Origin of the sequence: Shewanella sp. GD03713 (assembly GCF_029843705.1) — a bacterium.
In the GTDB taxonomy this organism is placed as follows: Bacteria; Pseudomonadota; Gammaproteobacteria; order Enterobacterales; family Shewanellaceae; genus Shewanella.
Map to the genome: position 1 here is coordinate 168,462 of NZ_JAOCIW010000003.1, position 12,387 is coordinate 180,848.

The 12,387-nt window shown below is 42.1% G+C and carries 12 protein-coding genes; 8 read left to right on the forward strand and 4 right to left on the reverse strand.

The genetic code is table 11. The features are described from left to right. Positions 1-140: 140 nt before the first annotated feature. The 3 genes from N5E87_RS23310 to N5E87_RS23320 form a co-directional block, all read right to left on the reverse strand. A complete protein-coding gene (locus N5E87_RS23310; RefSeq protein ID WP_011711562.1) occupies positions 141-1,214 on the reverse strand; it encodes a hypothetical protein in 1,074 nt (357 codons plus the stop codon). Next, positions 1,204-2,421 carry an AAA family ATPase gene (locus N5E87_RS23315; protein ID WP_011711563.1) on the reverse strand — a complete coding sequence of 406 codons (1,218 nt, stop codon included), beginning with the start codon at positions 2,419-2,421 and terminating at the stop codon, positions 1,204-1,206. Before N5E87_RS23315 ends, N5E87_RS23310 begins: the two co-directional genes overlap by 11 nt. A gap of 1,274 nt (positions 2,422-3,695) precedes the next feature. Continuing rightward, positions 3,696-4,859 carry a replication initiation protein gene (locus N5E87_RS23320; protein WP_011711564.1) on the reverse strand — a complete coding sequence of 388 codons (1,164 nt, stop codon included), beginning with the start codon at positions 4,857-4,859 and terminating at the stop codon, positions 3,696-3,698. A gap of 651 nt (positions 4,860-5,510) precedes the next feature. On the opposite strand from N5E87_RS23320, the gene N5E87_RS23325 reads away from it, so the two are divergent. From N5E87_RS23325 to N5E87_RS23350, 6 genes are all read left to right on the forward strand, one after another. After that, positions 5,511-6,086 (forward strand): hypothetical protein, encoded by a 576-nt coding sequence (locus tag N5E87_RS23325; protein ID WP_011711565.1) that lies wholly within the window; start codon positions 5,511-5,513, stop codon positions 6,084-6,086. A 72-nt stretch (positions 6,087-6,158) separates the two neighbouring features. Then, complete coding sequence (locus tag N5E87_RS23330) at positions 6,159-6,686, forward strand: single-stranded DNA-binding protein (protein WP_086904411.1); 528 nt, start codon at positions 6,159-6,161, stop codon at positions 6,684-6,686. Between the two features lie 128 nt (positions 6,687-6,814). Next, positions 6,815-8,422, forward strand: a complete 1,608-nt coding sequence (locus tag N5E87_RS23335; protein WP_011711567.1) for a hypothetical protein — start codon at positions 6,815-6,817, stop codon at positions 8,420-8,422. A gap of 203 nt (positions 8,423-8,625) precedes the next feature. Further along, positions 8,626-8,913, forward strand: a complete 288-nt coding sequence (locus N5E87_RS23340) for a hypothetical protein (RefSeq protein WP_011711568.1) — start codon at positions 8,626-8,628, stop codon at positions 8,911-8,913. A 152-nt stretch (positions 8,914-9,065) separates the two neighbouring features. After that, positions 9,066-9,470, forward strand: a complete 405-nt coding sequence (locus N5E87_RS23345) for a hypothetical protein (protein WP_037426890.1) — start codon at positions 9,066-9,068, stop codon at positions 9,468-9,470. Positions 9,471-9,548: 78 nt separating this feature from the next. After that, positions 9,549-9,800, forward strand: coding sequence for a hypothetical protein (locus tag N5E87_RS23350; RefSeq protein WP_011711570.1), 252 nt, complete (start codon positions 9,549-9,551; stop codon positions 9,798-9,800). An 839-nt stretch (positions 9,801-10,639) separates the two neighbouring features. Here N5E87_RS23350 and N5E87_RS23355 read toward each other — a convergent pair. Continuing rightward, positions 10,640-10,927, reverse strand: a complete 288-nt coding sequence (locus N5E87_RS23355; protein WP_217895408.1) for a helix-turn-helix domain-containing protein — start codon at positions 10,925-10,927, stop codon at positions 10,640-10,642. Between the two features lie 20 nt (positions 10,928-10,947). On the opposite strand from N5E87_RS23355, the gene N5E87_RS23360 reads away from it, so the two are divergent. Next, entirely contained in the window at positions 10,948-11,304 is a 357-nt protein-coding gene (locus N5E87_RS23360; RefSeq protein ID WP_279774542.1) for a hypothetical protein, read from the forward strand. Between the two features lie 391 nt (positions 11,305-11,695). Further along, entirely contained in the window at positions 11,696-12,133 is a 438-nt protein-coding gene (locus tag N5E87_RS23365; RefSeq protein WP_279774544.1) for a hypothetical protein, read from the forward strand. Positions 12,134-12,387: the final 254 nt, after the last annotated feature.

Consider the following 12,387-nt stretch of genomic DNA (forward strand, 5'->3'; position numbering starts at 1 on the left):
ATGGTAGTTTATTGGTAATCGCGTTGTTTAAGGCCGTGGCTAGTGTTAACATCACTTCTGCTGACATAAATACTCCGAATAAGTATGTTTGTTAGTGCATGACAGGTCAGGCTTGGCGGTCGGCCTGTCAGTTTCTTTTACTACTGGTTTTTTGCTTCTACTAAATCAATTAAGAATTGTTTTAGCTTCTCAATCTCTTGCTCCGACAATCTTGTTACTTCGACCTTGGTCTTTCGATTTTGGGTCGATAATTTAGCCCAACGATTGCGGTCGTCACCCTCGGCAATTTTATCATTTGCCAGCTTTTTGGGTTTTGATTGTTTATCAAAGTCTTCGAACACCTTCAGTATCTGACTGTTTTTCTGGCCATCGACATCAAATAGTCCCGCTACCGATGTTTCGCCTTCATTTGCATCGATGCAAATGTTTTCAATTTTCTCAAGTAACTGCTCGCTCAATAAAGCTGAAAGTTGATGCTTTTGAGTAATGTCATAAAGAGCCATAATTTGTGTTGAACTTAAAGCAGAAGGGCAGGGGAACAACTCAATAATTTCATCTGGAATTTCTGCGGCTTTAAGTGCTCTCGTTACATACGAATAAGATACGTCGAATTGAGCAGCTAGCTCTCTCAGAGATAACTTAACTGTTTTGTTGTTGGCAATCTCGAGCTCGTTTTTCGCGAGTGCCTTTTTCATCTGAAAACCCGCATCTCGATAACTATACTTTTCAGAGGTTTGGACGTATTTAACGATTTCGTGAACTTCTTCTTCTGTTAGTACAAAATCGGTATACAGCACATTTAATCCAGCATTCTCTAAGATTGCTGCCATACGTCGGCGCTGACCATCAAACAAGTGATAACCAGTTGAATCCCGTGTTGCCAACGCATCAGAAAATTGCACCTTTGCAATAGTTTTACGGATCCGCAGTAATGAATTTGGTTTTACATCACCGGCTGGACGCGGGTTAAATGGGTGTACGAAAGACTTTGTTTTGAGTTCTTCCGCCGTTAAGTGCTTACGAGTGAATGTAAGAGTACGCCCACTGGACAATTTAATTTTAATTGAAGTAGCAGAGTCGTTCAGTACATCAGTATTAGCAACAAATGCAGACTCAGTAGTTTCTGGATGTAATTGACTATTTAAACCAGCAGAGTCAACTAAGGCTCTGCCAAATGGAACGCGCTTACGCGCTTCTTTAGCATTAGATACCATATTCTGAACCTCTAATTCTTGAAATGTGTTGGAATAGCGCCAAAGTAAATTGGTCTAGCGACTCTCTTGCTTTTTTAAGAGCTTTTGAGTCCCCTGTGTAGCTTCCAGGATGTACTGACACAACGGTATCAAATGTTTCTGCACAGCGCTTAAAGGCAGATAATTCAGGAATACTAGCCATCATCATGTCTTCAGCAAATACAGCGTTGGCAATCATTGAGCTATTAATATCTTGCTCGCTCTGCGAATACTTAGACATAAAAGCCAAATGGCCTTTCAAATTCGTTGTTGCGCCTTCTGCTTCTAAATGATCCAGCATTTCTGGAATACGAGTCACGTATTGCAATGTTGAATGTAAATCAACGGTTGAGGGCGGAAGTGGAGTCACTAAAACGTCAGCTGCACACAATGCACTTTTTAAAAGTGAGTCTAAGTGTGGGCCGCAGTCGATAAAGATAAAGTCGTAATCGTTGATTAGCTTTTCACAGACGTTGCGAGATAACGCCTCAAACGGATTAATTTCCGAACCAAAACGCTGAGCGCATAGAGCTTCCCATTGAGATGCTATAAAAGCATCTGCAATGCTTGACGGTATGATGTCAACACCAGGCACTTGAGTAGGTATGACAAACTCGTCTAACAGCTCTTCACGAGTTAAGTCTTGAAATACGGCTTGAACGACAGTGTTATCAATTGTACCAATGGAGTTTTTATGGCTCATGAACATACTGGCTGAGCTTTGAGGATCAATGTCCAGTACTAACACTTTTAAATCATGCTGAAGCATTTCAGAATGGCAACGTAACGCTTGGGCAATATTTACGGTTGATACAGTCTTACTTACACCGCCTTTGAGGTTACAAAGGAATACTACATAGCCGCGTTCAAATTTCTCACGCAATGCTTTATGTCCACGATGCTTGTAAATATCGACTACTTGCTCAACCGTTAGATCATAAACTTCAACGCTACCGTTTAGCTTCTTATCGAACTGGTAACCAGTAGCTTCCATCTCATTAATCGATTTTTCTACGATCTTACGAGTGAGGCCTCTCAGGTTAGCTAATGCGCCTTTTGAGTAACGCTGGTGAAATGTATCTAAACCAAATTCGATTTTGTGCTGTGTAATAGAGTCAGACATGGTGTTAAGCATTTTTCGTGCCCTGTCAGCAGTCGTTCTCATACGAGCTTTGAAGTGTTCATTCATAGCAATTTAACTCCATTTATCAATTGCGTATAAGATTACAGCTAAAAGGTGTGGATTTCAATATTTGGTACATTAAAATCCGCACCTATTTAATGGTGTGCTAATTTCCTCACCTGGATGTTAGTGTCTGATGATATTAGATATACACTCAGCTTCATATCATGAAAGGGCAATGATGCTTTATAGGTGAAGACTGTAGGTTGTAGGTTTACTTGTTTGCTATGGAGCATTCGGGAAGTTGAACTAGAATCGAATAGAATCCTGTTTCTTCTTTTGATCTTAAAAGGATCAAAAACAAGATCTATCTGCTTGGGAATATAAAAAGATATGATCTTTTTATTAAGATCTATTAAAGATATAAAGATCTATAGGGTAGGGTTTTTTATTTTGAATCAATATGTTATGCGTGTTTTTCAAATAGTTTTTTCGCTTTACACCTAGATCTTACTCGTCAGGTTCCCAGATCTCACTCGCTTTATACCAAGATCTAACTCGTGACAGATCAAAAGTTTACTCGTTTAATACACTGATTTTACTCGTGTTACCCATAAGTATTACTCGTGTAGTTATCCACAGTAAAGAGTTTTGGTTGTTTATTGCCCTAAACACAGAGTAGATGCGCCTGTATTGATTGAATTTTATACTTTCTCATGTGTTTTATTCGTGTGACCCCTAGAGTTTATTCGTGTGAAAGACTGTACTTTACTCGTATTTATGAAAAATCAGTTCGTTGTCGCATCCAATTTTAAAATAACCCAAAAATAGACCAATAGTTTACTCGTTCATATGTCGGTAGTTCACTCGCTACTATATCAATAGTTTACTCGTCTATATGTCCGTAGTTCATTCGCTTCGATACCAATAGTTTACTCGTCTATATGTCTGTAGTTCACTCGCTTCTATATCAATAGTTTACTCGTTCAAGTATCTGTAGTTCACTCGCTTCTATATCAATAGTTTACTCGTTCAAGTATCTGTAGTTCACTCGCTTCTATATCAATAGTTTACTCGTCTATATGTCTGTAGTTCACTCGCCTCTATATCAATAGTTTACTCGTTCACATGTCGATAGTTTACTCGCATCTATAACCATTAGTTTACTCGTTCCTTTATCTGTAGTTCATTCGCTCCTAAACCTGTAGTTTACTCGTACCCATGTCTATATTTTATTCGTGACCAACTCAATATTTTTTTCGTGCACTAACCCAATAGTTTACTCGTATTTGAGTAAACTATTGAGAAAGACCAAAGGTTTGATATGGAGGGGAGGGGGATCAGGTATTGACGTTTAACAAGAAATCTAACTTATCGAGTGCAGAACTCTTCAGTTTTGGTCGTTCAGTTTGTTCAGATTCGTTTTCTGCTTTCTCAATCGATATTTTTCGGTAGTGTTTGTAAATGTCGTAAAATAATTCTCTACAGCGCGGTCTGTATTTCTCATAGTGTGATGAGAGAACGTAGTAAGCTACGGCCAGCTGCTCAGTCTCTTCTTGAGTAAGCGTTTCTTTTTTCATACGCAGACGATTCTCTGCATTCATTGCGACTTCCGCTGCTGCTTCAAGATCCATTGGATGCAATTTGATGAATTGATCTATCCAAAGGTACTCGAACTCAATGCTGGTAATTTTGTTGCCTGTTTTGTTTTCAATGATGCCATGACGTTTTTTACCAGAAGGATCTGTGTTGAAAAACATTACCTCGTCACTACAAGCCTCCTCTATTTCTTCAATCGACTTTACCAGCGCCTGATTGACGAATACCGATGTGTCCTTCATGGTTTTCTTGCCTGGCAGATAGTTATCTTTGTCGTCAACTAACCCGAAAATACCTTTGAGAGTCATAACGTCTGTCTTATACAACTGCTTCTCAGGGGTTTTGAACCTCGATAATAGGTCATACATTGGTTTAGAGTATTTTCCCCTCAGTCGTAGGAATCTAGCCACGTTAACGGAAGCGTATCCTTTTGACGCGTCGTGAAAAAAGTCTCTCAAGTCATAATTTGGTACCATTGTTAACTTTCCACGTGCATATTTCACTGTCGGGAAAAGGACGGATGATTCAAATTCATGAGTCGTCGGATGCTCTGCTAAAACCGTTCGTTTCTGAAGCCTAAGAGCGACAGGTTTAATTGTTGCCGCAAGGCTTTTGGATTCAACTTCAAGCCAATCAGCCAACCTAGAGGCGGGGATAGAAATTTCGAGCTGGGTTTCTTCTTTCCACTCTGTCTTTTGCATCTGGATCAGAAATAGGGCAAGTAGATTTTGCTCATGGGTCGTCATCGATATACGACTGTAGATTAAGTTGTGGTTTTTCTTATACGTCTGCGGTAATTGCGCTTCTGGATGTACATCGAATTTGTCAGTTTTGACTTTCTTCGATGTTGTAGTTACCCCATCTGAACCCTGTAGTACCTGTTTGTTGTTTGCTTTATCTGTCATGGCATCCTCCCTATGCATCAATATAGCGTTCGCCATTTTCTCATTCCATATTTTTTTCGTATTCCCTCCATATTTTTTTCGTGTTGACCCAACTATTAAATTTCAATCCCTATCTTTTCTTCGTGTATCTCCATATTTTTTTCGTGTTCACACAATATTTTACTCGTCATATACCTATATTTTATTCGTGTAATCCAAATAGTTTACTCGTCTTAAATTGTGATCAAAATTAACTCTGTAAATGTAAGTTATTGTTATATAAGAGTTAAATGTAGGCGGTGAACAACGGGATCTTGCAAGTAAAAATCTGTATTTTTTTTGCACAAATATGTTAAATTTTTGAATCAGATTATTTAAAGGCAAAATGAAGTCTAAAAAAAATCGTTAGGTATTGTTTTAAAAGGGTTTTTAATGGTTTACATAGATTTCGATATAAATATTTGTGTATCAGCATTGATTTTTACAACCCAACTGTGAATGACACTCTAAAGATGACGAGAAAAATCTATGAGTAGACGAGTAAAATCTCGGGCTCACACGGTTTATTTATTGGAATTTTGAAGTAAATCGTGGCAGGGAGGGGAGCGCAAATTTGCGTGAATTGATTCAGAGGCCAATATCGGGCCATCTTTCCCCGATTGCGAGGCATTCATGAAAGTATCCAGTTCTAGCCAGTTAACCGATTTACTGTCTTCCGTTTGGCCCAATAACGAAGTTAACGCCTTACAAGGTCTGCTTTCATTGTTTGACACGTTAATTAATCACGGCGCCAGAGTATGCGAGCAGCCAACGCCGGATATTACTCCCGCTCAAAAGACGTTGTTTGTTCAGGCTGTCTATTCAGAGTTATCGAGCGGTAATCTCGACCCCATTGGAAAAGCAATTAGTTTTTATGGTGCCGATGCAGGGTTTACTCACGACAATCAGGATTTCCGCTTGTGTATCCATGCCGGTGATCGTCAGCCATTAACTGTGAAATCGTATTCATCATTGCAGTCCGGTTCGGGGCTGGATGTACAGGGTTATCTGTTACAGCTGGCTAACGGTTGTCAAAGCAACATCGTAAACGACCCATTTCATTCTCTCTGGATACGACTAGAAGATCCGAGTCGTAGCAAGCTAATTGCCGCATACGTGCAGATTACTCTGCTAATGAAAGCGATTTCTAAGCGAGTAGGTAGGGCGGTATCACCGTTTTGTGTGGAACTGGTGGCAATAAATATTTAAATATACAAAATTTGTGTGATTATGAGTTTGTGTTTTAATGTGCTCGTTAATTACTTCTTTGGAGAGAGCAAAATGGGTTCAGTTAATAAAGTTATCATTGTTGGCAATATCGGTCAGGAAATTGATTTTAAGACACTTCCTAGCGGTACAAGCGTAGCAAATTTCAGTGTGGCCACGAGTGACACTTGGAAAGACCAACAGGGTGTTCAGCAAGAGGTGACCGATTGGCACAAGATTGTTGTTTGGGGCAAGCTGGCTGAGATTATCAATCAATACGGTGGAAAAGGCCGTCAGGTCTACATCGAAGGCAAGCAAAAGACTCGCAAATATAAAGATGCCAATGGCCAAGAACGCTACACAACAGAAGTTGTCGTGGACTTTGATGGTCAAGTACAGCTTTTAGGTGGTTCACCAAAGGATAATGCAGGCCAAAGCTCTGGTTATCAGCAAAACGCACCACAGCAGCAAGGTTACCAGCAAAACGCACCGCTGCAGCATGGATACCAGCAAAATGCACCGCAGCAAGGCGGTTATCAGGCGCAACCACAGGGCGGTCACCAACAAAATACTCAGCAACAGGCTTATAACTACCACCGTTAACCTTTAGGGTTTGTTGAACTAGCCGCCTTCGGGCGGCTTTTGTTCTGTCCACAGGGGCTCATAAAGCCTGCGGCGCCGTGCCTTTAACTGGCCGATCCCAATAAGTCGGAGCCAAAAGGTTTTCGAATATGGGTTTAATGGCTTCGGGAGAAAGGAAAGCGAATTTATGCTTGCTTGAAAGAAATCGATGTTATCCGCAAACATTAATCTTAAATTATTCTATAGTGCTATATAAGGATGTTTCTCTGAAATACAAGATGTTATCATTGGCCATCACAGTCTCTCTTGCTGGCCCAATCCACGCAAGTGAGTTACCGATGTTGTTGGACAGACCCGCTGACTCTATTCCATTGGATAGGTCTATAGAGACAAAGCTCAAGCAAGCAGGGGGTTCTCCTTCGATTATTGCAAAGGCGGTAGCGTTGTCAGCGGCTAACATCAATATAAACGCTGATGCTGAGAACGCAGAGATTAACTGCAAGCCATATCCTCGTGGTAAATACTCTCAAACACTGGTTCAGGATTGCACCACTGTACCTGTTGATCTCTCCAAGACCGTAGCAGATGTGATTTTCTTTTATCACCCTCGTTGGATGGAGCAAATGCCATCGAAGGGGCAGGCATTTAAAGCAATCAGAGAAGAAATAGCTACAACAAATAGGGTGTTAGCTCAAAATACTCCTGCACAGCTCAAACTGGTAGCATTTGAAGAGCCGACGTTTGCTGGCTATCGAGATTTCGAAGTGGCTTTATATGGCGGGGAAGAAAAATACCAAGAATTACTCGCTGTGGGTTTGGATGAAGTGCCAAACAGCTTCGATGCCTATAACAATCGTTCATCTAGCTACACCTACCAAGGTGAAAAGTGGACTAAGTATTATTATGGCGCTGAAGGGATGTTAAATCTGTCGTGGAACTATTTACCATTTTATTTAAGTGGGCGAATGGGTATTGAGACTCTGCCAGAAGATACCAAGATGCTGTTAGATTACAGCCCAGACATTGAAATTTATGGTCGTTTAGCCGAGCCTGAATACAGTGATTTCGAAAAAACACTCTGTGGCTCAGCTGGATTTAACGCTGCACAGCTTACGTCCCATGGTGTAAATACCTGCCCGAACACCGTTGTGCATGAAATAGGGCATGTGTACTTGGCCGATCATGACCTAGCGCACCGCAATACCGATAATATCGCTAAATTTAAACGTGCTACTGATTCCCCTTGTGATGGCGGTTATACGGTAATGACTTGGCAATCATCTCCGGACACCAAACTGTATTATTCATCCCCTGAAGTGATTGTAAATGGTAGTGTTTGTGGCGATGAAAGCCTGAGTTTTGTTGTGTCTCGTAACGGCGATTTATCAAAGTCAGCGTCGGTGAAAGTGTTCATTGATAACGCGGTAACACTGCTGGATTCAGATTTTATTGATGTGAAGTTTGCCGCCGGTGAAAGCACTAAATCTGTTGTAGTAAGCATCATAGACAATGCCTCAACCGCTGAAAACAGTAGTTTAGTGGCGGAACTTGTTACCCCAAGACTATTGAAGGTGACGGGCAGTACGATGGCGATCACTATCAACAATGACGATGTACTACCTGTGGTGACTCCGCCGACTACCTCGACTACTCCAACCACCCCAACAACACCAGAGCCGGAATCATCTAGTGGTGGCGGGTCATTAGGGTATATCAGTCTCGTTTTCCTCGCCTTAGCTAGACGATTACGAAAATAACCCAGCGCTTCAAAGACAGCTCCCATTGGAGCGGTTTTTTTGTGCGTAATTTACAGTCATATTTGATGACCGGAAATATTTAAGTGATAGGTTAACAGAGTAAGCAGTATCGAGCCTGGGAACCCCAAATTTTTGCGTGAATTTCCCGATATGAGTTAATGAGCATGAGTCAAATGGCTCAATAATTCTGAGAGGGAAGGGTAGTGGATATACTGAATATTGCTGACATCAATGTGGCTGAATACGTTGAATACGATACGCCAGATCAAACGCCTGTCTGGGCATGGATTGAAGACAACGCGACGTATACGCATCGCAAGAACCATGACGCGGATAACTGCGGCATTTGGGAGTTTGTTGTGAATACCTGCTGCATTACCGATGAAGATTGTGATGTATCAATCGAAGATGTGCCGCAAGAAATCAGGGGGGCGGTCCGAGAGGCCATTGATAATGGCGCAGCCTATATTCTGTTTCATCAAGGCACCTAAGCAGCTGCCTAAGATGTAATTTAGCCCCCTGATAGATTTGGTTCTATCGGGGGATTTTGTGTTAAATTGCTGATGAAACAGAGGAAAGCAAATGTTGTATTAAGCATATCCAAGCGTTATTCACAAAATCTGTGGATAAAAGGAAGCCTATAATGAAAGTGAGATTTTTGTGTGCAGTAGCTCTTGCGAGTTCACTCAGTGCCTATGCCGCAGACGGTGGAATAGATCTGAAAAAATCTTTTACCCAATTGGATTGCTCTGAGACTAAACCCGTTGGTAAACAGCTCGGCTATCAGTCTGATTTTGATGATGGCAGTCGCTCAAGATTGTTCTATCCCTTCGTGAAGGCTTTTGGTGGTGTTCATCGTGAGTTTAGTTTGCTGAGCGGGTACAACGATGACCGCTCTCAAACTGCCGATTACTTTTATACACAGATAGGGACATCACGCGTCAGGTATTTTGAAACTACGGCCAATTTTAATTCTGAGTACGGGGCTAACAAAGTACCGCTATACTGCTTCGAGATAGAACGCGCTTATATTTTTCCAAAAGTCTAATCCACCAGATCTGAAATTTGCCAGAAATTCAATCATTGGTAGCCTATTCACAGTAACTAACCCAATGAGGAAAAATAGATGGAAACTCAATCAGTAGACCCAAGAGAAGCGTTTGTTAAAGAAATCACTGGTGAGTCAGATGTTGCTAACTGCTCTTCTTCAGACTACGAAAGGATAGAGGATGCGTTTATTGATGGCGCAAGCGAAATGGGGAAATACCTTGAACAATGTGAAGCACTTCGAGCGGCAGGCTTTACTGAGCTGGCTGACAGCCTAGTCACGTTAGACAATCATCGCCAAGCCTTCGATTGGGCGCGTGAAAACCTCTAATGCCTTTGAGCATCCCTTCTAATTAATACCCGCTTAGTGCGGTTTTTTTATTGCCATTAAGCATGATAAAAGGCGCTTAATCGCGCCCTTATTCTGAATAATCCAGCAGTGTAATAGCGGCTTATTCTTCTTGTCGACAATGCTCACAAGCATTACAGCTAAAACAGTATCGGCAACCGCATCCTGCGCCACCTTCGCTCACTCCGCAATCACTGCAATTGAAGAGAGAACTACAGTCCCACTTGCCGGATTGATTAAGGCATTGAGTGCTGTCACCTTCGCTCTTTGTTACTGGCCCTAGGATATTCATCGTCATCTTGTACGCTCCTGCTTTGAGTTTCTAGCAGCTTCTCTCACAGATTCCAAACGACACAAATTTCTAGGGAATCTCTCAAACGGGGATTGATGTTGTTCTGATGGCTCAAGTACGACAGCTCCGGGACGCGCTTTACCCCAGGCTGACAACTCTGTTAGGCGATTACATGGGAATTGTGATTTTGGCCAATGCCCGGATAGACATGAAGCGATGTTGAGATGTGTGTTAAGCACTGACATTGATACGAGTATTTTAGTCCGGGACATCTCCTGCTCCGGGACATGATTTCCCTAGGCTGACAACTCAGTAAGGCGTTAACGTGTTTTGAGTGGGGACGCGGCGATTAGTTTAAGTAGGGGAGGGCTAAATTCAATCTTTGATTCGGTGGAATCACGCTAAAAATATTAAAGTTAACCCTTTACATTCAGGTTGTTAGGTGTGATTTAGCTTGGTGCAAATTTGTAGGAATTTGAATGGAAGATCTAAAACGGAACCTATCGGTTCCGTCTGCGGCTTGTATCTCTTAAGAAAGCACGCACTCAATGCCTTTCTTATCAATCATATTAAGCAATCTTAGCGCGGCACCCTGTGGCTTAGACTTTCCCTGTTCCCACTTTTGAACGCTCTCGTTGCTCATATTCAGAATCGTAGCTAGGACACCTTGGCTAATGTGCTCACGCTCTCTTAGATTCTTTATTCGCTCTGCTGTCATTTCATCTAGCTTTGCGCTGAGTGCGAGCGCATCGATTTTTCGCATGGTTAGCTGATCCATCGTGCCATTTTTAGCTAAACGCTGAGCCAGTTTGTGCATTATTAAATGTTAGGCAGTATATGAAAACTATCGCATTCGTGATTGGGTTCCTCACTGTTATGGCGATCGCTGCTCCGCGCATTGCCGCAACGGACCCAGAGCCGATGGGGGCGGAGGCCAGCCTCTACCTCTTCGGCTTTTTGCTCATGGTCATTTGCGCTCCGGTGTTCCATTTCTCGGTTGCTCGGAGGTCAGTTCCTTGCGGCTGGTTTGTCGCTTTGTGTGTCGGCTTGCTCTTCAGTAGCATCTTCTATTCTGCTGCCGCATCAGCCTCTCCCGCGCTCTCATTGGCGATTGTGATCTTGGCAGGTTATTTAGCGTCAGCTCTCGTGTCGTGGGTTGTGCTTAGGCTCTTCCGGTTACTTCCTAATAATTAAGGATATGCCGCGTGAAGCTGCGACCCTATCTCCAGTGTAGAACTGCCCATTTCAGTACCTAGTTAGCCCGATTGTATTAATTGCCCCATTCGGAGTTACGGACGTCACAGTCTTTCCAATTTAAGCAATTCAGTTAAGCAAAATTTAGTAATGATTAAAAGAGTCCACTATTACTAGAACCGTGCATGTCGTAGAGAGATAAAGCACAATATATTTCAAGTAATTAGTCCTCAATCGTTTAAAGAACCCCATACCGTAAAAAAGCAAATTCCTATAGCATGATTAATACCAAATAGTACGGATGTGGCAGCGGCCAAGTCCAACAATCGATTGATGCCCAGCAAACAGCACAGGGCATCAATACTAAGACGTTAAGTACCAAGGAGTTGAAATGAGCCTCTTAAGTTTACTGTTTAAGAAAAAGCAGCCTTCCTTACAGAAGGCGGATGGCTCGCCAAAAACCAGTGGGGAATTAATCGCTGAAGTAACAGACGGTGCCAACTTAGTCGATGGTAAGCAAACTTGGGAGTTGGCTGAGGCACAGAAAGATGATCTTGAGGCAATGAAGCGCTGTTGTGATGCTGAACTAAAGACCATGGAAAAGGCAGGCTTGGTCCCCGCACCTTATTATTTTGAGCGTGTTGCTATTCTTTCTAGGAAAAACAAAGACTATAGGCAAGAAATATACTACTGCGAGCAATATATTGAAAAGGTCGAGGCATTCTATTCTAAAAATGGGACAAACAATATTGCTGATGTAAGAAAAGGACCAAGGTTTAAAGCGATAGTAAAGCGACTGCAAAAAGCAAAGGAACTCTATGCCAGGTAAAGCACTTAACAAACGCAAGCACTCGGATCAATCTTCAAATTGCCCGGTGTTGCGGGCGTTATGCCCTACCCACGTAATTCCATAGCGACGGGAAAACAATGAAAAAAGAAATTTACTTGCCGCAAAACAGTGCCGGGATATCAACAGGCGAGTCATCAAAATGTTTGATGGTTGTAGGTGCAAATGGTGCAGGGAAGTCTTCGTTCGTTGGTCACCGATAGAAATATGCAGACTAACAATCGGTGTGATTTACA